Raw genomic sequence first — 19,864 nt, forward strand, 5'->3', positions numbered from 1 at the left:
CGCGCTGTCGTCTTGCCCGCGTTCCTGCGCAAGGCGCATGGAACTTTGCCGGATCAGGGCCGGACGAGTTGCGGACTCAGATTGGGCGCGAGATTGGGCGCGACGATCCGGACGCTGCGGCGTTCTCCGGTGACGCTGCGCGACTCGCTCTTCAGCCCGTCCTTCTTGTCGAGCACCTTCTCGCCGACGATGTCGGGGCCGACACCGGCTGATTCCGTGCCCGAGGTCGGCGAGTTCTCGGATGGCATCGGCTTGTCGTCGGCGACCTCGGGCACGGTCCCGGTGGAGGTGGGAGCCGGCTGCTGTGCCGCGCCCCGCCGCTTGGCCTCCGCCTTCGGGTCGATCTTCGGGCGCGAGAGCTCGGCCGCGCGCTGCTCCGTCAGGATGACGTCACCCTTGCGCTTGTCGAGCAGATACTCGGCATTCTTTAGTGCCGCCGACCAGCTCTCGCCCTGGCCGCGGCAGGTGCAGGCCGCGTCGAAACTGCGCGTGTACTTCAGCGCGTTCGGCAGCGAAGAGTAAGGCTGCCCGGTCGAGCGCGAGGCGGCGTTCTGGACGTCGCCGCCGGCACTCATGCCGTAGGCGAGCGTTTCGACGCCGGGGCAGAGCGCCTGGCACATTTCGTCGGGATTGCCGGTGTTGTTGCTCAGCGGAAAGAAGAAGCCGTCGCAGGTTCGCACGCAGACGGTCTGCGGGCCGCCGAGGCGCGGCTTCGCCGGTTCCATCGGCTGCTCCGGGTCGAGTTCCGGCATGGTCGAATCGATCTCGCCGCCGCGGCGGGGCTCGATCCCGAAGATCGTCTCGAAGAAGCCGCGCGGCTGCGCCCGGCAATTGTTGTTGATCGCAGCGGCGAGCTGGGCGCGCCGCTGCTCGACCCCGCCGCTCTGCGCCTGCCGCTGCAGCGCCGCATATTGCGACTGCAGCTGGCCGAGCTGGGCGCGGATCGCACCGCATTGCGGCGGGCCCGAATCGAAAATGCCGAAAGAACGCTCGCAGCCCATCGCGCGATATTGCCCGTTGAGCTGCGAAAGCTGGGCGCCGACACGTTCGGCGGCCTGGGCAGCGCGCGGGTCGCCGCCGCTGCGGCCTTGCAGGCTTTCGAGTTCCGACCGCCAGGCGTCGCAGGAAGGCGATTGCGCTGCGGCAGGCCCGCTGAGGGCTGCGAGCGCCAGCAGCGCCATGCTGAAACGTCTGGAAAGTCGCAGGATCATCGCAGGTCGGGTCACGCCATCCATGGTCGAAAGCCGGTTTGCCGGCTCCGCCCAACAACACCCGCCAAACACGACGGAACTATGGAGCGGCCTGCGTCGGTGCGCCGCGGACCTGGCTCCCGCTCGAGGCTTCGCATGCCATATTCGGGCCGTTGCAGCAATCGGGGGAAGCACATGCCGCCGCGGTGGTGGAAAACGCGCGCTTTCGCTAGAAGGACTGCCTGAACGGCGCTCCGGCGCCTGTCCGCGCGCTCCGTCAAAGAGGCAAGCTCCGCCATGTCCGATTATCTGCCTCTTCACGAAGCCGTCATTCCGGAACTGCCGAACTACTATCGCGGCAAGGTCCGCGAGAATTACGATTTGCCGGATGGCCGCCGCATCCTGATCTCGACCGACCGGCTCTCGGCCTTCGACCGCGCGATCGCGTCGATTCCACTCAAGGGCCAGGTGCTGACCCAGACGGCGCGCTACTGGTTCGAGCAGACCGCCGATATCTGTCCCAATCACGTGCTCGAATATCCCGATCCCAACGTCGTCGTCGGCACGCGCCTCGAGATCCTGCCGGTCGAGATCGTCGTGCGCGGCTATCTGGCCGGGACGACCGGCACCTCGATCCTGACGCTCTACAAGCAGGGTCAGCGCGATATGTACGGCATCACCCTGCCGGACCGCCTGCGCGACAATCAGGAGCTTCCGGAGGCGATCATCACGCCGACGAGCAAGGCCTTCGACGGCGGCCATGACGAGCCGCTCTCCGAGCACCAGATCGTCGAGGGCGGACTGCTGACGCAGGAGCAATGGGACACCGTCTCGGCTTACGCGCTCGCACTCTTCGCGCGTGGCCGGAAGCTCGCCCGCGAGCGCGGCCTCATCCTCGCCGACACCAAATACGAGTTCGGCACCGACGCCGAGGGGCGCATCCTCCTCGCCGACGAGATCCACACGCCGGATTCGAGCCGCTACTGGTTCGCGGAAAGCTATCCGGCCCGCTTCGCCGCCGGCGAGAAGCCCGAATCCTTCGACAAGGATTTCGTGCGCAACTGGGTGGTCGCCCGCTGCGACCCCTACAAGGAAGCGCTGCCACCGATCCCGCAGGAGCTGATCGACCAGACCTCGGCGGTCTATGTCCGCGCCTTCGAGACGATCACCGGACAGCCCTTCGCCTATCCGCCAGAGGGGGAGGATCCGCTGCCGCGGATCAGGCGCAATCTGGCGCAGTATTTCTAGGGGCGCTGCGGGAATGCACGTCATTCTCGGGCTTGACCCGAGAATCTCAGGCCGGACGAAGCTCGGAGCCTCCGCGTCACGAGATGCTCGGGTCAAGCCCGAGCATGACGGCCGTTACCTTCAGGCCCCGTCCTCGTCGCGATAGCCGCCGGCGAGATGCCGGCCGCGCTCGGTCAGGATCGACAGCACGCGCTCGAACACCTTGAGCTCGTCGGGGGAGATATCCTCGACCCAGCGCGCCTCGAAGCCGAGCGCGAGCGGCACGATCTGGTCGTAGATGCGCTTGCCCGCCGCAGTCAGCGTCACGAAGGATTCACGCCGGTCCTGCCGGTTCTCGGCGCGCGAGACGAGGCCCCGCTTCTCCAGCTCGCTGACGGCGCGCGAGACCTTGGTCTTGTGCATCTGGGCGAGCTCGCCGATGTCGCGTGAGGTCAGCTTGCCGAATTCGCCGAGCTGCGCCACCACCCGCCATTCCGGGATGCCGATGCCGAAATGCTCGCCATAGATGCGGCCGAGCGCGCGGCCGCCCAGCGTGCCGACCACGTTGAGGCGATAAGGCAGGAAGCGCTCCAGATGGAGCGCCTTGGTCTCGGGATCAGTGGGTGGTTTCGTCGTCATGGCGATGCGATCTAGCGATGAAAAGGCGCGCCTCAGCGCGCCTTCAGCCGGTTCATGAAGCTGTCGTACGAAAGCTCTGCCACCTGCCACCAGAGCAGGTTCTCGCCGCGGAAGGCGACCATGGAGTCGTATCCCTTCTTGAAGTCCGGGCTCTTGGCGCTGGTCTCGGCGTAATATTCCTCGGCCGCCTTGAGCGCGGCCTCCATGACTGGCAGCGGGAAGCCGCGCAGCTGCGCGCCCTGCGCCACCAGCCGGCGCAGGCCGCCGGGATTCACGAAGTCGTACTTCGCCAGCATCCAGTTGTTGGCGGCTTCGCAGGCGTTCTGGACGATGGCCTGGTAATGCTTCGGCAGCTTGCTCCAGGCGTCCTTGCCGATGATGAGATGCAGCATCGCGCCGCCCTCCCACCAGCCGGGGTAGTAGTAGTATTTCGCGACGCGGATGAAGCCGAGCTTCTCGTCGTCATAGGGGCCGACGAACTCGGCAGCGTCGATCGTGCCGCGCTCCAGCGCCGGATACACGTCGCCGGGCGCAATCTGCGTCGGCACCACGCCGAGCTTGGCGAGCACCGCCCCGCCCATGCCGCCGATGCGGAACTTCAGGCCCTTGAGGTCGTCGAGGCCGGCGAGTTCCTTGCGGAAGAAKCCGCCCATCTGGCAGCCCGAATTGCCGCAGGGGATGGAATAGGCGTTGAAGCGGTCGAGCACGCCGTTCACGATCTGCTCGCCGCCGCCGAAATACCACCAGCTATGCTGCTGGCGGGCATTGAGGCCGAAGGGGATGCCGGTGCCCAAGCCGAGCGTCGGATCCTTGCCGATATAGAAATAGGTCGGCGAATGCGCGCATTCGACAGTTCCCGAAGACACCGCATCGAGCGCCTGCAGGCCGGGGACGATCTCGCCGGGAGCGAAGACCTGGATGTCGAACTTGCCGTCCGTCGCCTCGGATACGTATTTCGAGAACTGCTGCGCGGTGCCGAAGATGGTGTCGAGCGACTTCGGGAAGCTCGACGTCAACCGCCATTTCACCTCGGGCTGCGACTGGGCGATCGCCGGCATCGCGACGGTCGTCGCGGCGGCGGCGAGTGCCCCCGTTTTCAAAAAGCTGCGACGTTCCATATGGTCTCCTCCCGAAGGCTCGTTGCGTCCTTATTGGCGCGTCCGGGAAGGAATGGAAAGAGATGAAGCTCGCTTCGCTTACGCATGGCCGAGATGGCCGCCTCGTCATCGTCTCGCGGGATCTGACCCGTGCGACCGACGCCTTCCCGGTCGTCGCGACCCTGCAGGCCGCGCTGGACGACTGGAAGCGCCTCGCCCCGCGCCTCGCCGACCTGGCCGAGGGTTTGGAGCACGGCTCGGTGCCGTCCTTCCGCTTCCATGAACATGACTGCGCTGCGCCGTTGCCGCGCGCCTATCAATGGCTCGACGGCTCCGCCTATGTGAACCATGTCGATCTCGTCCGGAAGGCGAGGGGGGCGACCATGCCCGAGAGCTTCTGGACCGATCCGCTGATGTATCAGGGCGGCAGCGACGCGCCGCTCGGTCCGCGCCAGGCGATCCAGGCCCGCAGCGAGGAGGACGGCATCGATTTCGAGGCGGAGATCGCGGTCGTCACCGACGACGTGCCGATGGGCGCGAGCCGGGAGGATGCGCTCGCCCGCATCCGCCTCGTCATGCTCGCAAACGACGTGAGCTTGCGGAATCGGATTCCGAGCGAACTGGCGAAAGGCTTTGGATTCGTTCAGTCAAAGCCGTCTTCGGCCTTCTCGCCGGTCGCCGTCACGCCTGAAGAACTCGGCGCGGCCTGGCGGGATGGAAAGCTCCATCTGCCGCTGCTGACGCAGGTCAACGGCACCCCCTTCGGCAAGCCCGATGCCGGCGCCGACATGACCTTCGACTTCGGCACGCTGGTGGCGCATGCCGCCGCTACGCGCCGGCTTTCGGCCGGCACGATCATCGGCTCCGGCACGGTCTCGAACCGCGATGCCGATGGCGGGCCGGGCCGGCCGGTGGCGGCGGGCGGCCTCGGCTATGCCTGCATCGCCGAGCAGCGCATGGTCGAGACGATCCTTCAGGGCGAACCGAAGACGCCCTTCCTGCGTTTCGGCGACACGGTTCGCATCGAGATGAAGGATGCCGCCGGGTACTCCATCTTCGGCGCGATCGAACAGGAGATCCTGCCACATGTCTGAGCCGCGCGATGTCTGAAAACGCGAGCCGGCGCGGGCCGCTGAGCGCCCATTTCCGCAAGATGGCGCATAACAACGCCTGGGCGAACTGGCGGCTGCTCTCGGCTTGCATGCGGCTGGACGACGACGCCTTCAAGGCAACGCGCACGAGCTTCTTTCCCTCGCTGCGCGAGACGTTGAATCACAATCTGATGGTCGATCTCTACTATATCGATGCGCTCGAGCGTGGCGGGCTCGGCCGGCAGGTCTTCGAACGCTTCCGGCCCTTCGAGGCGCCGGCGCTGTTCCAGGCGCAGAGCGCAGCCGATCGCCGCCTCATCGCCGTCTGCGATGGGCTTTCGGACGCTGCGCTCGATGCGACCGTCGCTACGGACCGCGGCGAGCATGGCGCGGTCGAGGAGCGGATCGACGATCTGCTGGCGCATCTCTTCCAGCACCAGATCCACCATCGCGGCCAGGCCCATGCGATGCTGTCCGGGACCGACATCGCGCCACCCCAGCTCGACGAATATTTCCTGCTCTACGATTCGCAGCAGACGCGCGTCGAGCTGCGCCGCCTCGACCTGCTGCCGCCGGAAGTGCTGCTTTGAGCAGGGAAGGGGTTTGCCGTGCTTGGCGGCGGCCCGCACGCCGGATAACCTGACCCACGAAGCGCCGATGCCTGCCGCGAGAAACGAGCCGCCATGATCGAGACCGTGCCGTTCTATTCGACCATCGTCCCGCTCGCCTTCTTCATCTGGGGGCCAGTGCTGGTGGTGGTGCTGTTCTGGGCGGTCGGCTTCTGGTCGAGCCGGCAGGGCGTGCCGCGCATGCTGGAGAGCGACTGGGACGGCTACAACGTCGCCGATGTCGAGAAGCTGTTCTCGCTCTATGGCGAGACGAGGCGGGCGCGCTATCGCAATCGCGTGCTGCCCGCAGATGTTGCTTGCGCCTTCACCTATGCGATCGTTGGCGCGCTGCTGATCGCCGGCCTCGCCACGCGCGGCCAGCCCTGGTGGGTGGCGGCGCTCTGCGGCGGCGGCTGGTTCCTGGGCGGCCTCTGCGACGTTGCCGAGAATTTCGCCGTGGCGCGCCTGCTCGACCGTTATCCGCAGGTCGATAGCGGCAATGTCGCCTTCGCCAGCACGATGACGCGGATGAAGCTCGTCCTGTTCGCGCTCGGCGTGGTCGGCGCGCTCGTGGCGGCCTATCTCGTCTTCAAGCCTCTGGCGGCCTGAGCTTCGGCCACGCGCCGCGCTTGAGCCACAGCCGCGCCGCCGGAACCGGCGGATCGCCGATGAGGATGCGGGGGTCCGTCGGCGCCGCCGCGAAGCCCAGCCGCCCGGCCAGACGCAGCGAGGCGGCGTTGAGCGGATGGGTCGTGATCCCGATCATGGGGAAGCCGAGCGTGCCGAAGCTGTAGTCGAGGAGGCAGGCCGCGGCTTCGCCGGCATAGCCCCGCCCCCAATGCCGCACCGCGAAACGGTAGCTGATCTGCACATCCTCCGCCGCGTCGCCGTCGGGAATGAGCCCGACATAGCCGGTGAATTCTCGAGGGTTCGCCTTGGCGAAGACCGACCAGTAGCCCAGCCCGCGCTCGACATGGTTGAAGCTGCGCGCGGCGACGGCCTCCCGCCCCATGGCTGGGTCTCCGACCGCCGCGATATGGCGCATCACCTGCGGGTCGGCGTTCATGCGCATGACGGCCTCGATATCCGCAAGCCGGCGCGGGCGCAGCAGCAGCCTTTCGCTTTCCAGTTCCGGCAGCACGCGGCGATCCTCTTCCCGGCGGTTGCAGCGCAATACTCTGGTGCAGCGGTGCAGGGCTTCCCATATCGTGCCGGGCGCCGATCTGGAACGCGCCGGGAGAATGAGAATGCTGCTTCGCCGTTGGGTCTTGGCCGCGCTGGCCGTCACCCTGTCAGGAGGTTTGTTGTCGCCCGCGACGGCTCAGGAGGACCTGATCTTCCGCAAGTCGACCGTCTGGAAGATGCTGACCCCGAACGACAAGCTCGCCGTCTACGGCGTCGACGATCCCATCGTCGAGGGTGTGGCCTGCCACTATACGGTGCCCGAGAAGGGTGGCGTTTCCGGCATGTTCGGCGTGGCCGAGGAGGTCTCGGAGGTCTCGCTGGCCTGCCGCCAGATCGGGCCGATCAAGTTCAAGGAAAAGGCGGAGCAGGGCGATGTCGTCTTCCGTGAGCGCCGCTCGCTGGTCTGGAAGAAGATGCAGATCGTGCGCGGCTGCGACACCAAGCGCAACGTGCTGGTCTATCTGGTCTACACCGACAAGCTGATCGACGGCTCGCCGCAGAACTCGACCTCGACCGTGCCGATCATGCCCTGGGGGACGTCCGGCGAGCCGCCGAAATGCTCGGAGTGGATTCGCTGATCGGCCTGCGGGTCAGTTGCTGCAGGTGATGCTGAGCGGCTGCTCTGCCACCTGGGCCGGGCTTGGGCGGGCGACCGTGCCGGTGAAATCCTCGCGATCGGCCACGCCGAAGGCGACCGCCTTGCCGAAGCCCTGAGACTCGCACCACGCATTGGCGACGATCTTGCCGCATTCGGCCTTCGTCGAGATGCAGTCGGCGACGCCATAGCCGTCGCTGGCGGGGATCAGGAAGGTTCGCGGCTCGTTTGCGGCGGCGACCGAACGGCTGGACGGCATGATCGAGAGCGAGATGCCGGCGGCGACGATCCCGAGCAGTCCGACGAAAGCCACGGCGCGGCGCATGAAATCTGGTTCCTGATGAAGACGGGCGGAGAACCCGTGAATCGGGAGGATGGTTCCGGGCGGTTAAATTTGCGTGAATTGCGGCCGAAATGTTGCGCCGCAACAAATAGGGCGCCCTCTTGACGCAAGGCCTGTGGACAGGCAATCACTTTCCATCATGACGCGAGCCGCCATCAACAGCCCTTGCATTATTTGCCGCTAGCTTTCGCTGGCCGGCTGCTCACGTCCTCGTCCTGAAAACGAACCGACAAAAGCTCCCCGGCCAGCGGCCAGGTCTTTTCTCGTATTTCGCCGTTTCGTTCGTTCCAGGATTTGCCCCCGATGTCGCCGACCCTGAGGCTCCACAACACGCTGACGCGGACGAAGCAGGACTTCGCGCCGATCGATCCGTCGAATGTCCGCATGTATGTTTGCGGCCCGACGGTCTACGACTACGCCCATATCGGCAATGCCCGCCCGGTCATCGTCTTCGACGTGCTCTACCGGCTGCTGCGCCACATCTATGGGGCGGAGCGTGTCACCTATGCTCGCAACCTCACGGACGTCGACGACAAGATCAACGCCCGCGCTGCCCGCGACTTTCCCGGCCTGCCGCTGAACGAGGCGATCGCGCAGGTCACACGGGCGACGACGGCGCAGTTCCATCATGACGTGGATGCGCTCGGCAATTTGCGCCCGACGGCGGAGCCCCGCGCCACCGACCATATCGAGGAGATGAAGGCGATCATCGAGCGCCTGATCGCGCGTGGCGTCGCCTATGTCGCCGAGGAGCATGTGCTTTTCCATGTTCCGGCAGCGTCGCATCTCGCCAAGGCGCCGAAATACGGCACGCTCGCCCGCCGATCGCTTGACGAGATGCTGGCCGGTGCCCGCGTCGACGTCGCACCGTACAAGCGCGACTCCATGGATTTCGTGCTGTGGAAGCCGAGCCGTGACGGCATCGATCCCGGCTGGCCGTCGCCGGCCGGCATCGCCACGCCCGGCCGGCCCGGCTGGCATATCGAATGCTCGGCCATGTCGATGGCGAAGCTGCTCTCGCCCTTCGGCGGCGGCCTTGCATGCGACGATCCGGCGAAGAACGTCTTCGACATCCATGGCGGCGGCATCGACCTCGTCTTCCCGCACCATGAGAACGAGATCGCCCAATCCTGCTGCGCCTTCGGCGGCGGGGAAGGGCAGCCGCTCATGGCCAATATCTGGATGCATAACGGCTTCCTGCAGGTCGAGGGCGAGAAGATGTCGAAGTCCCTCGGCAACTTCGTCACGATCCATGAGCTGCTGGAGACTGACGCGTTCGGCGGCCGCAAATGGCCGGGCGAAGTGCTGCGTCTCGCGATGCTGAAGACGCATTACCGCCAGCCGATCGACTGGACGGTGAAGGCGCTGGAGGAGGCGGAGCGTAAGTTGCGCCAATGGGTAGCGCAGATCGAGTTCAACGAAATTTCGGAGGATCAGGTCGCTCTGCCGCCGGAATTCGTCGAAGCGCTTGCGGATGATCTGAATTTTGCCGAGGCAATGAAAGCAATCGAGGGGGCGCTCAAGGATGGAACTGGCCAGCGCACTCTTGTCGCGATGCTGGAACTGGTCGGGATCGATATCTGGAAATTCGCTCGCGAAGAGGCAGAGCGAAACAGCGCAGCCCTGCGCGCAGAGGAAGAAGCTGCGGGAGTGGACGTCGAGGTGCTGATCGCCGCCCGCCTCGCCGCCCGCCGCGCGAAGAACTTCGCCGAGTCCGATCGCATCCGCGATGAGCTGACCGCCATGGGCATCGCGCTCAAGGACGGCAAGGACCCCGCCACCGGCGAGCCGACGACCAGCTGGGAGGTGAAGCGATGAGCCCGAAAATCCGCCCCGCCGGCTCGCTCTCCTTCGCCATCAAGATGGTCATGCTGGCGATGGTCGTGCCGCGCGTTGTCCGCTTCAAACTGAGGCGGGAGCGATGAGCGCGCCCCGCGTTCATCTCTTCGACACGACGTTGCGCGACGGGGCGCAGACCACCGGAGTCGATTTCTCGCTCGACGACAAGCGCGCCGTCGCCGCGCTGCTCGACCGGCTCGGCGTCGATTATGTCGAGGGCGGCTATCCTGGCGCCAATCCGCTCGACACCGCCTTCTTCGAGGAGAAGGCGACCACGCAGGCGAAGTTCGCCGCCTTCGGCATGACCAAGCGGGCAGGGCGCTCCGCTGCCAACGACCCCGGCATCGCCGCGCTGCTGGCGGCGAAAGCCGATGCGATCGTCTTCGTTGCGAAGAGCTGGGACTACCATGTCCATGTCGCGCTCGAGATTTCACTGGAAGAAAACCTTGCCGGCATCCGCGAGAGCGTCGAGGCCGCGAAGGCCGCGGGTCGCGAGGTGATGCTCGATTGCGAGCACTTCTTCGACGGCTACAAGGCCAATCCCGACTACGCGCTCGCCTGTGCCCGCACGGCCTATGAGGCCGGCGCCCGCTGGGTCGTGCTGTGCGACACCAATGGCGGCACGCTGCCCGACGAGGTCGGCGCCATCGTCCGCGAGGTCGCCAAGGTCGTCCCGGGTGACAATCTCGGCATCCACGCCCATGACGATTGCGGCTGCGCCGTCGCCAATTCGCTCGCGGCGGTCGAGGCCGGCGCCCGGCAGATCCAGGGCACGCTGAACGGGCTGGGCGAGCGCTGCGGCAATGCCAATCTCGTCACGCTGATCGGCGCGCTGAAGCTCAAGGAGCGCTATCGCGACCGTTTCGAACTCGGCGTCAGCGAAGACCAGCTCGGGGAGCTCACCCATGTCTCGCGCGCGCTCGACGAGATGCTGAACCGCGCGCCGAACCGCCACGCGCCCTTCGTCGGCGCCTCGGCCTTCGCGACCAAGGCCGGCATCCACGCTTCTGCCGTGCTCAAGGATCCGCGCACCTATGAGCATGTCGCGCCGGAGGCGACCGGCAACATGCGCAAGGTCCTGATCTCCGATCAGGGCGGCAAGTCGAACCTCGTCGCTGAGCTGGAACGCATCGGCGTCACGCTCGGCCGCGACGATCCGCGGCTCAACCGCGTGCTGCAGGAGGTCAAGGACAAGGAAGCGCAGGGCTACGCCTTCGAGGGCGCCGATGCCTCCTTCTTCCTGCTGGTGAAGCGCATTCTCGGCGAGGTGCCGGACTACTTCGCGGTCGAGCGCTTCGCCGTGAATGTGGAACGCCGCTACAACGCGCTGGGCGAGCTCGTCACCTTCTCCGAGGCGATCGTCAAGGTGAAGGTCGGTGACGACCTGCTGATCTCGGCGGCGGAGGGCGATGCCGGCCCGGTCAACGCGCTCGATATCGCCTTGCGCAAGGATCTCGGCCGTTACCAGTCGCTGATCGAGGGGTTGCGCCTGGTCGACTACAAGGTGCGTGTCTTCCAGGGCGGCACCGACGCTGTGACCCGCGTGCTGATAGAGTCGGGCGACGAGACCGGCGAGCGCTGGACGACGGTCGGCGTCAGCGCCAACATCATCGACGCCTCGTTCCAGGCGCTGGTCGACTCGATCACCTACAAGCTGGTGAAGGCCGGCGCGACGGCTTGAAACCTCGCGCCGTCATGCTCGGGCTTGACCCGAGCATCTCTTACCGATGAAGGCGCTGGAACCTCCATTGTCCCGAGCTTCTCGGGTCTGCGCTTCGCTCCGCCCGAGAATGACGGGGTTCAGCCTCACTCCGTCAGGCGGATGACGCGATCCTTGCACAGGTCCATGTCGGCGTCGCTCGAGGCTTCGTCTTCGAACCGCGCCTGAACCGTATAGGAACAGCCCTGCGGCTTGTTGAGCTTGAGTGCGACGCTCTTGCCGGGCGCCAGCGGCTTGGCGAGCTTGGCGACGAGGCGTTGCTGGTCTCCGGGCGTCGCGATCTCGAAACTGTTGAGCGGAACGCTGCGCTGGTTGCTGATGGTGATCTGCGCATGCGGTTTGCCGGACTGCGCGGTGGCGGGCAGGATGGCGAGCATGAGCGCGGCGGCGGCGCCTAGCCCCTTGGCGACAAGATGTTGATCTCTCATGGTTGTTTCTGTCCCCGATCCCGAGCGTCGAACGCTCTGGCAGGATCAGACACCGGGCTTTCGACGAGAGCAAGGCGGCTTTCAGGCGAGACCGCAACGGATGGCGATGCGATCCCGCATGCATCGGCGCGCAATTGGGTCTATACGGGCGCGCCAACTGGAATCGTTTGAAAATGTCCGCGCCGTCAGCGCCCCCTCCGGCGTCGAGCTTCCACCGTTCTGCCGCCATCCAGCCGGGCTCCGGCTTCTTCGCGACCTTCCGCGCGCTCTGGCCCTATCTCTGGCCGGCGGAACGTGCCGACCTGCGCAGCCGCGTCGTCGCGGCCTTCGCCCTGATGTTGTGCGGGCGGCTGGTGCTGATGGGCGTGCCCTTCACCTTCAAATGGATAACGGACGCGCTCGCCGGCACCTATTCCAATCTTGAGAAATGGCTTCCCTGGCTGGTCGGCGCACCGCTGGCCTTGACGGTCCTCTATGGTCTGGCCCGCGTCGGCGCAGCCGCCTTCGTCCAGATGCGCGACGCCATTTTCGCGCCGGTCTTCATGCATGCGGTGCGGACGCTTGCATTGCAAACCTTCGGCCATCTCCACCATCTCTCGCTGCGCTTCCATCTGGAGCGCAAGACGGGCGGGCTCACCCGCGTGCTGGAGCGCGGCCGCAACGGCATCGAGGAGATGGTGCGCCTCGGCCTCAACCAACTCGTGCCGGTGATCATCGAGGTCGTGCTGATCATCGCCGTGCTGCTGTACCTGTTCGACTGGCGCTATGTCGTGGTGCTGGTGACGATGGTCACGGCCTACATGACCTACACCATCAAGGCGACGGAGTGGCGCATCGCCATCCGCTCGGCGATGAACGAGTCGGATACCGACGCCAATGCCAAGGCAATCGACTCGCTGCTCAACTACGAGACGGTGAAGTATTTCGGCGCCGAGGCGCGCGAGACCGCGCGCTACGACCAGTCGATGGCGCGCTACGAGCGTAATTCGATCAAGTCCTACACCTCGCTTGCCTGGCTCAATTTCGGCCAGGCCGCGATCTTCGCGGTGGGGCTGACGCTGTCGATGGTGATGGCGGTGCGCGGTTTTCAGGCCGGCACCAACACGGTCGGCGATCTCATCCTGATCAACGCGATGCTGATCCAACTCTATTTGCCGCTGAATTTCATGGGCACCGTCTATCGCGAGATCAAGCAGGCGACGCTCGACATCGCCCAGATGTTCTCGCTGATCGGCCGCGACCCCGAGATCCAGGACAAGCCCGGCGCGAAGCCGCTGCAGGTCCCTGCCGGCGAGGTCGCCTTCGAGGACGTGCATTTCGCCTATGTGCCGGAGCGGCCGATCCTGCGCGGCGTCTCGTTCAAGGTCCTGCCGGGGCAAACGGTTGCGATCGTTGGCCCGTCGGGCGCCGGCAAGTCGACGATCTCGCGCCTGCTCTTCCGCTTCTACGAGCCGCAGAAGGGCCGCATCCTGATCGACGGCCAGCCTATCGCCGATATCCAGCAGGTCTCCCTGCGCGCCGCCATCGGCATGGTCCCGCAGGACACGGTGCTGTTCAACGACACCATCGAATACAACATCCGCTATGGCCGCCCCGATGCGACGGCGGAGGAGGTCGAGGAGGCCGCTCGCCTCGCCCAGATCGACCGCTTCATCCGCCTCTTGCCGGAGGGCTATGCGACATCGGTCGGCGAGCGCGGCCTCAAGCTCTCGGGCGGCGAGAAGCAGCGCGTCGCCATCGCCAGGACGATCCTGAAGGGGCCGCCGGTGCTCGTCCTTGACGAGGCGACTTCGGCGCTCGATTCCTTCACGGAAAAGGAAATCCAGGACGCGCTCGACCGGGTCAGCGAGGGCCGCACGACCCTCGTCATCGCGCATCGGCTCTCGACCGTGGTGAATGCCGACGAGATCATCGTGCTCGACAAGGGCGTCATCGTCGAACGCGGCCATCATCGCGACCTGCTCGCCGCGGACGGCGTCTATGCCGCGATGTGGAACCGCCAGCGCGAGGTCGACGAGGCCAAGGCCACGCTCCAGCGCGCCACCGAGGCGGAAGGCGAGAGCGTCAGGGTGAGCCTGGCCACATAGCGGCGCGGTCGGCGCCCCGTCATGCCCGCTCTTGTGGCGAGCATCCACGTCTTGAACACTGGCCTCGCCAGAGGAGGACCTGGATGGTCGGGGACAAGCCCGACCATGACGGATATGCCGTCAGCCATGCGCCTCTCGCCAGTTTAAAACCGCTCGCAACTTCGGCGTGTTTCCTGCATGCTCCGGCCGCAGGGCAAAGGCATTGGGGGAGCGGCTGCCATGTTTGATCCGACGACATTCGTAGGCTTTCACACCTGGCTCAGCCTGATCGCGATCGTGGCCGGGATTCCGGTCGCGGCCGGATTGCTCCACGGACATACACGGCCGGGCTGGACAGGCGTTTTCCTGTCGACCGCCTTCGCCACCAGCGCGACCGGCTTCGGCTTTCCCTTCAGCGGCATCCTGCCATCCCACATCATCGGCGCGATCCATATCGCTCTGGTCGCAATTGCGGCCTTCGCGTTGTATGGACGGAGGCTGGAAGGAGGCTGGCGCCGTACCTATGCGATCACAGCGATGCTGTCGTTCTACTTGCTGGTCTTCGTGCTGGTGGCGCAAATGTTCGGCAAGATCCCGGCCCTGCGGGCGTTGGCCCCGACCCAGTCGGAACCTCCCTTCGCCATCGCCGAAACAATAGTGCTGTTCGCCTTCGGCTTCCTGACCTGGAGAGCGGCGGTTCGCTTCGTCCAGATGCCACGGATCGTCTAGGGGAGGGGTTGCGGCTTCTGAGGTCCGGTGTCCGCGGCGCGGCCTGCTTCCGGTCGCGCGGCTGGCGCCATACCTCTCCATCGGTTTCCACTCCGGTGCACGGGGGGACGACGTGGATTCCGGCCTGCAGCACGTTTGAGCGGTGAATCCGCCGCAATGTCGCAGCTTCCGGGCTTTCCCTGGCGGGCAGAAGGCCCTAAATCAGCGCAACGCCCGTGGCCGTGCATGCCAGGGCATCGTCGTTCACGCGCGCTCGATGCGCCGACAGGTTCAACGGATACCGCCTCATGTCTCTCGTCGATTCCGTCCGCAAGGTGATCGTGCCCATCCACAAGGAGGGCTATGTCTTCATCGCCATCGGGCTGGTGGCCACGATCATCCTCGCCAATCTCTGGTCGCCCTTTGGCTGGGTCGGCGCGATCATCACGGTCTGGATCTGCTACTTCTTCCGCGATCCCGTCCGCGTCACGCCGCAGCGAGAAGGGCTGGTGATCTCGCCCGCCGACGGCCGCATCAGCCAAATCGCCCAGTCCCTGCCGCCGCCGGAGCTCGAGCTGCCGGCCGAGCCGATGACGCGCATCTCGATCTTCATGAACGTCTTCGATTGCCACGTGAACCGCACGCCGGTGCCGGGCCGCATCGCCAAGATCGCCTATACGCCGGGCCTCTTCCTCAATGCCGAACTCGACAAGGCCAGCGACGACAACGAGCGCAACGCGCTGGCGATCGAGACCGCCTCCGGCATCGTCGGCGTCGTCCAGATCGCGGGCCTGGTGGCGCGCCGCATCGTTCCCTTCGTCAAGCAGGGCGATACGCTCGCGACGGGCGAGCGTTTCGGCCTCATCCGCTTCGGCTCGCGCGTCGACGTCTATCTGCCGACGCATGTCGTGCCGCTGGTCGGCGTCGGGCAGACCGCGATCGCCGGCGAGACCGTGCTGGCCGATATGAGCGGTAACGAGCCGGTCGCGCGTAGCTTCCGCGACCTCTGAGAGGGTAGGGTGGGGACGACGTGCCTCGCCACGTCCTCCGCTGCTAGCGCGGATTTGAGAAACCGCGTATTTCGGCAGGCATGAGCGACCTGTTTCCTCCTTTCGAGCCCGAGCGCGCCGAATCAAAGCGCGCTCGCTTCAAGCCGATCCCCTTCCGGCTGCTGGCGCCCAATGTCATTACGCTGCTGGCTCTTTGCCTCGGCCTGACGGCGATGCGCCTCGTCGTCGAGGGCAAGCTTGAAACGGCGACGATCTGCATTCTGATCGCTGCGGGGCTGGATGGCGTTGATGGCCGTCTGGCGCGCCTGCTCAAGGGCACGTCCCGCTTCGGAGCCGAGCTCGATTCGCTTTCGGATTTCGTCAATTTCGGCGTCGCCACGGGCTATGTGCTGTGGATCTTCGTCCTGCACGACCTCAAGTCCTTCGGCTGGATCATCGTGCTGACGCTGGCCTGCGCCATGGCGCTGCGCCTCGCGCGCTTCAACGTCATGATCGACGATCCGGACCGGCCGGACTGGCAGAAGGAGTTCTTCGTCGGCATGCCGGCGCCGGCTGGGGCGATCACGGCCATGCTGCCGGTCTATCTGCACATCATCGGCGTTCCCGTGCAGGAATATGGCGCGATCTTCGTCGGCATCTACATCCTGTTCATCGCCTTCCTGACGATCTCGCGCATCCCCTGCTATGCCGGCAAGACGCTGGGAACGCGCATCCCGCGAACCCAGGTGCTGCCGATCTTTGTCGCTGTCGTGATCGTGGCAGGGCTGCTCTTCGCCTACACTTTCGAGGTGCTGACCGTCGTGGTTCTGGCCTATCTCGCGCTCATCCCGGTGAGCGTGGCGCGCTACCGCAAGCTCGAGCGCGAGCATGGCTTGTCGTCACCCGCTGCCGCCGTGGGCAGTGACGCTCCGCAAGAACCAGTCTGAGATGTAAGCCAGAGACGGATTCGCCGATCGGTTCGCGGTGCAAGCCGATCGGTAAAACGGTCTCCAGGCGCGCGCTTTTAGCGCCGGCCGCCACTGAGCCGGGCGGCGTTGGCCCGGGTGCGCCGCGCAAAGGGCTCCAGCGTGCTGTCGGCGACGCGGACCGCCGCTGCCGCGAAGTCGAATTGGCCTGGCAGATGCAGCGCCAGTCCCCACCAGAACGCCGTGGCTGCCTGCGTCGCGGCCACGCTGCTCTCAACCACCGCGGAAACCTTCTCCATCACGGCCTTGGTCGCTTCGCGCTGGCCGTGGCTGTCGCCGAAGGCGCCCTTCATCAGGATCGGCATCCGCATCGCGATGGTGAGGCCGGCTTCGGCCTGCATGGTCAGCACGCGCGCGGCAAGCACTTGTGCATCTGCTCCCGTCGCGATGGCGGAGCGCGATGACTTGCGCGTGCTCGGCATGGACAAACTCCCAAAACGATGCGGCGTCATGCCGAGGGGAATCGATCCTGCCGTTGCTGGCTCGACTTGGCAACCAGTAGTATACCAGTTCTCCCGCCCTGCTTTATGCAGGAAGCGCGGGGCAGCGGGCTCCAACGACCGTTGACACAGACGGTTCGCGCCGCGGTTGCGGATTTATCGCTGCGCCGAAATACATTAAGGCTGGTCACGCGCCGGGCGTCTCCGGTGACGGAAAAGTGTCGGGCTGTCTTTTGAGTTTTTTCTCCTCCCCCAAACATCCCGGCTGGCGCCCGATGCTGGTGCTCGCCTCGGCTTCCCCGCGCCGCCTCGCATTGCTCGAGCAGGCCGGGCTGAAGCCCGATGCGCTGTTGCCGGCCGATCTCGACGAAACGCCGCACAAGGGTGAGCGCCCGCGCGATCTCGCCCGGCGGCTGGCGCGCGAAAAGGCGGAGGCTGCGCGAGAAGGGGCGAAGGCGCGCGCGGATCTGGAGGGCTGCTACATCGTCGCGGCCGATACGGTGGTCGCTGTCGGCCGGCGCATCCTGCCCAAGGCCGAGATCGTGGACGAGGCGGCGGCCTGCCTGCGCCTGCTCTCCGGGCGCGCGCATCGTGTCTATACGGGCGTTGCACTCGTAACACCCTCGGGAACGATTCGGGACCGCATCGTCGAGACCCGGCTGCGCTTCAAGCGGCTCTCGACTGAGGACATCGAGCACTACCTCGCCTCCGGAGAATGGCGCGGCAAGGCGGGCGGCTATGCCGTTCAGGGCATAGCCGGCTCCTTCGTCATCAAGCTGGTGGGCTCCTATACCGGCGTCGTCGGCCTTCCGCTCTATGAGACAGTCAATCTGCTGGGCGGAGAAGGCTTCCCGATCCGCTTCGGCTGGATGAACGCCGCCTGAGGGGGTTGCCCGCACACGACGTCGGGTCCCGGCACGATGAGTGCGCTGCTTTCGACTGAAAAGTGGGGCCGGCCGGTGCCATCACAGACGGGTGGATCGCCGCCGTTGCATCCGATAGGACGCATGGCGATCTATGGCACCGGGGTCGAACTGGCCGTGGATGGAGGCATCACGCTCAAATATGACTGAAACCGACAAGCCGGCGCCGGCTGCGAAGCCCTGCTCGATCTGCGGCAAGCCCGCGGTGGCGCGCTTCAAACCGTTTTGCTCGGCGCGCTGCGCCGATATCGACCTCGGCCGCTGGCTGAAGGGAAGCTATGTGATTCCCGGCGAACCGATCGAGGAGGCTGAAGAGGCTCCGCCCCAGCCTGATCGCGAGAATTGAGGCGCTGGCCCGTCCGGACGGCCTCGCTCCGGGCGTGAGAACCGCGGCGGCGGATGATGCGGCGATGTTTCTCGCGGCCACCGGCACGAGATCCGGTCGGCCTTTTTGCGACCAGAACTCGGCGCGGCGGGAATAGGCGGGTTGCGACCGCTGCCTGATCGCATGCTGCAAGCCGGACTGGGACCTGCTAGGCTGTGGAATGACCGATTTTCCCGACATCATCCGCTCGCCATTGTCACAGCGCTTCACCGAAGACGGCGTCACCGTCCAGGTCGAGATCTACCGGGTCGACGGGACAGAGGGCTGGACGCTCGAGCTCATCGACGAGGAGGGCGGCTCGACGGTCTGGCAGGACAGCTTCGCGACGGACGCCGAGGCCTTCGCGGAATTCACCGACGGCGTCGAGCAACTCGGCCTGGCGAAGCTGATCGACCCCGACGAGGACGATCTCGCGACTGTGCACTGAACGGCGATATCATGGCCTATACCGACGAGCTCGACGCGGTCATCGCCTGCGAGCAGCGGCTTCGCCGGCAGATCGCCATTCGCCTGGGGGAAGAGACCGGGATAGCGTCTGACCTCAACCTCACGGAAGAGGCCTTGGCCGCTGCCGATGCCGCCATCGCGGCATGGTGTGCGCAAGGCGAGGAGCAGCAGGATCTGGCGGCCTTCAGGCCCATCGGTCCGCTCCAGGAACTGCTAGCGGAGCATCGCGGCATCGTCGAGCGCATCGAGGATATGCGCGACCGGCGCCTGGGCTGAGGCTGCCTGCGACGCCTCGCGGCCCCGTCCGCTGGCGATGCCCGCAGCGTTTCGGGGCGGGCCTTCCCAACGCGATCGGGGTCGCGATTCGACATCGAATGGTCGATTGCCGCGGCGTCCCGCCTGTGTTCGTCTTCGGTCGACGAACGAGAAATGCAGGGAGGCCCAGGTGCTGTTCAACAGTCGTTTCCTCGCTGTTTGGATGAGAACGGCCATTGTCGCCGTCATCTTTGCTGCCGTCGTCGTGCCGATGGTGGTAGCGCATTAGCTTTGGCGCCTGACGCCGATTTAATCCGGCCGTAACCGCCGGGCGGGTTCCTCCCATTTAAGAGCATAGCCACTCGTCTTCGGAATGGGCCAGCCAGACATGGCCCTCGCAGGCGAGTCCGGCGCCGGCGCCTGCGGAGAGGGAGCGCGCCGTTGGGAGGCGGCATCGCTCCCTCTCCAACACATCGAAGTCTTGCAGCGCCGGCCGGCCGGGGCGCGGCGTTCTGACGCAATCATCCGATTGAAGGAGGAAGATGTCGTTCTCGCACGCTAGGTAGCGTCAAAGCCCGACCAGTCTGATGCCGCGCCAGATCTTTGGTTTGATTGTTCGGCGTGGCGGTCGGTCGTTCTCAAGCTGGCGAGGTCGACATGGATCGTCTGATTGGTTCGCTCTATCTGGCTGCCATCGCGCTGA

At 65.8% G+C, this 19,864-nt stretch carries 22 protein-coding genes; 15 read left to right on the top strand and 7 right to left on the bottom strand.

The features are described 5' to 3' along the window. Positions 1-53: 53 nt before the first annotated feature. Positions 54-1,226 (bottom strand): DUF2865 domain-containing protein, encoded by a 1,173-nt coding sequence (locus AC1DE3_RS07730; RefSeq protein WP_441512360.1) that lies wholly within the window; start codon positions 1,224-1,226, stop codon positions 54-56. 261 nt (positions 1,227-1,487) lie between these two features. Here AC1DE3_RS07730 and AC1DE3_RS07735 point away from each other — a divergent pair, with 261 nt between their 5' ends. Then, positions 1,488-2,438 carry a phosphoribosylaminoimidazolesuccinocarboxamide synthase gene (locus tag AC1DE3_RS07735; protein ID WP_476852303.1) on the top strand — a complete coding sequence of 317 codons (951 nt, stop codon included), beginning with the start codon at positions 1,488-1,490 and terminating at the stop codon, positions 2,436-2,438. Positions 2,439-2,558: 120 nt separating this feature from the next. On the opposite strand, the gene AC1DE3_RS07740 is transcribed toward AC1DE3_RS07735, so the two are convergent. Then, complete coding sequence (locus AC1DE3_RS07740; RefSeq protein ID WP_441512362.1) at positions 2,559-3,056, bottom strand: MarR family winged helix-turn-helix transcriptional regulator; 498 nt, start codon at positions 3,054-3,056, stop codon at positions 2,559-2,561. A gap of 32 nt (positions 3,057-3,088) precedes the next feature. Next, positions 3,089-4,174: a TRAP transporter substrate-binding protein gene (locus AC1DE3_RS07745; protein WP_441512363.1), complete on the bottom strand. Its 1,086-nt coding sequence runs from the start codon at positions 4,172-4,174 to the stop codon at positions 3,089-3,091. A gap of 62 nt (positions 4,175-4,236) precedes the next feature. Here AC1DE3_RS07745 and AC1DE3_RS07750 point away from each other — a divergent pair, with 62 nt between their 5' ends. From AC1DE3_RS07750 to AC1DE3_RS07760, 3 genes are all read left to right on the top strand, one after another. Next, positions 4,237-5,247 carry a fumarylacetoacetate hydrolase family protein gene (locus AC1DE3_RS07750; protein WP_441512364.1) on the top strand — a complete coding sequence of 337 codons (1,011 nt, stop codon included), beginning with the start codon at positions 4,237-4,239 and terminating at the stop codon, positions 5,245-5,247. 8 nt (positions 5,248-5,255) lie between these two features. Continuing rightward, entirely contained in the window at positions 5,256-5,834 is a 579-nt protein-coding gene (locus AC1DE3_RS07755; RefSeq protein WP_441512365.1) for a DinB family protein, read from the top strand. Between the two features lie 93 nt (positions 5,835-5,927). Then, positions 5,928-6,461: a hypothetical protein gene (locus AC1DE3_RS07760; protein WP_441512366.1), complete on the top strand. Its 534-nt coding sequence runs from the start codon at positions 5,928-5,930 to the stop codon at positions 6,459-6,461. Here AC1DE3_RS07760 and AC1DE3_RS07765 read toward each other — a convergent pair. Continuing rightward, positions 6,442-6,993 carry a GNAT family N-acetyltransferase gene (locus tag AC1DE3_RS07765; RefSeq protein ID WP_476852304.1) on the bottom strand — a complete coding sequence of 184 codons (552 nt, stop codon included), beginning with the start codon at positions 6,991-6,993 and terminating at the stop codon, positions 6,442-6,444. The genes AC1DE3_RS07760 and AC1DE3_RS07765 overlap by 20 nt on opposite strands. A gap of 100 nt (positions 6,994-7,093) precedes the next feature. On the opposite strand from AC1DE3_RS07765, the gene AC1DE3_RS07770 reads away from it, so the two are divergent. Next, positions 7,094-7,615, top strand: coding sequence for a CreA family protein (locus AC1DE3_RS07770; RefSeq protein WP_441512368.1), 522 nt, complete (start codon positions 7,094-7,096; stop codon positions 7,613-7,615). Between the two features lie 12 nt (positions 7,616-7,627). Here AC1DE3_RS07770 and AC1DE3_RS07775 read toward each other — a convergent pair whose 3' ends face one another. Continuing rightward, a complete protein-coding gene (locus AC1DE3_RS07775; RefSeq protein ID WP_441512369.1) occupies positions 7,628-7,957 on the bottom strand; it encodes a hypothetical protein in 330 nt (109 codons plus the stop codon). Between the two features lie 312 nt (positions 7,958-8,269). On the opposite strand from AC1DE3_RS07775, the gene cysS reads away from it, so the two are divergent. Together cysS and cimA are read left to right on the top strand one after the other, a co-directional pair. After that, on the top strand, positions 8,270-9,793 hold the full coding sequence (gene cysS / locus AC1DE3_RS07780; RefSeq protein WP_441512370.1) for a cysteine--tRNA ligase: 1,524 nt from the start codon (positions 8,270-8,272) through the stop codon (positions 9,791-9,793). A gap of 103 nt (positions 9,794-9,896) precedes the next feature. Then, the gene (gene cimA / locus AC1DE3_RS07785; protein WP_441512371.1) at positions 9,897-11,495 is read left to right on the top strand and encodes a citramalate synthase; all 1,599 of its coding nucleotides are present in this window, start codon (positions 9,897-9,899) and stop codon (positions 11,493-11,495) included. 125 nt (positions 11,496-11,620) lie between these two features. Here the strand turns inward: cimA and AC1DE3_RS07790 are convergent, their stop codons facing one another. Next, positions 11,621-11,962, bottom strand: a complete 342-nt coding sequence (locus tag AC1DE3_RS07790; protein ID WP_441512372.1) for a hypothetical protein — start codon at positions 11,960-11,962, stop codon at positions 11,621-11,623. Between the two features lie 173 nt (positions 11,963-12,135). On the opposite strand from AC1DE3_RS07790, the gene AC1DE3_RS07795 reads away from it, so the two are divergent. From AC1DE3_RS07795 to AC1DE3_RS07810, 4 genes are all read left to right on the top strand, one after another. Then, the gene (locus AC1DE3_RS07795) at positions 12,136-14,049 is read left to right on the top strand and encodes an ABCB family ABC transporter ATP-binding protein/permease (protein WP_441512373.1); all 1,914 of its coding nucleotides are present in this window, start codon (positions 12,136-12,138) and stop codon (positions 14,047-14,049) included. Positions 14,050-14,268: 219 nt separating this feature from the next. After that, complete coding sequence (locus AC1DE3_RS07800; RefSeq protein WP_441512374.1) at positions 14,269-14,757, top strand: hypothetical protein; 489 nt, start codon at positions 14,269-14,271, stop codon at positions 14,755-14,757. Positions 14,758-15,044: 287 nt separating this feature from the next. After that, the gene (locus tag AC1DE3_RS07805; RefSeq protein ID WP_441512375.1) at positions 15,045-15,746 is read left to right on the top strand and encodes a phosphatidylserine decarboxylase; all 702 of its coding nucleotides are present in this window, start codon (positions 15,045-15,047) and stop codon (positions 15,744-15,746) included. Between the two features lie 80 nt (positions 15,747-15,826). Further along, on the top strand, positions 15,827-16,672 hold the full coding sequence (locus tag AC1DE3_RS07810; protein WP_441512376.1) for a CDP-alcohol phosphatidyltransferase family protein: 846 nt from the start codon (positions 15,827-15,829) through the stop codon (positions 16,670-16,672). Between the two features lie 77 nt (positions 16,673-16,749). On the opposite strand, the gene AC1DE3_RS07815 is transcribed toward AC1DE3_RS07810, so the two are convergent. Next, positions 16,750-17,133 (bottom strand): hypothetical protein, encoded by a 384-nt coding sequence (locus AC1DE3_RS07815; protein WP_441512377.1) that lies wholly within the window; start codon positions 17,131-17,133, stop codon positions 16,750-16,752. Between the two features lie 293 nt (positions 17,134-17,426). Between AC1DE3_RS07815 and AC1DE3_RS07820 the strand changes: the two genes are divergently transcribed. From AC1DE3_RS07820 to AC1DE3_RS07835, 4 genes are all read left to right on the top strand, one after another. After that, positions 17,427-18,035, top strand: coding sequence for a Maf-like protein (locus AC1DE3_RS07820; protein WP_441512378.1), 609 nt, complete (start codon positions 17,427-17,429; stop codon positions 18,033-18,035). Between the two features lie 181 nt (positions 18,036-18,216). Continuing rightward, positions 18,217-18,420, top strand: a complete 204-nt coding sequence (yacG, locus tag AC1DE3_RS07825) for a DNA gyrase inhibitor YacG (RefSeq protein ID WP_441512379.1) — start codon at positions 18,217-18,219, stop codon at positions 18,418-18,420. Between the two features lie 199 nt (positions 18,421-18,619). Further along, positions 18,620-18,886 carry a hypothetical protein gene (locus tag AC1DE3_RS07830; RefSeq protein WP_441512380.1) on the top strand — a complete coding sequence of 89 codons (267 nt, stop codon included), beginning with the start codon at positions 18,620-18,622 and terminating at the stop codon, positions 18,884-18,886. A gap of 11 nt (positions 18,887-18,897) precedes the next feature. Beyond that, entirely contained in the window at positions 18,898-19,182 is a 285-nt protein-coding gene (locus AC1DE3_RS07835; protein WP_441512381.1) for a hypothetical protein, read from the top strand. Positions 19,183-19,864 lie beyond the last annotated feature (682 nt).

This window comes from Allobosea sp. 10L417, from assembly GCF_056395485.1.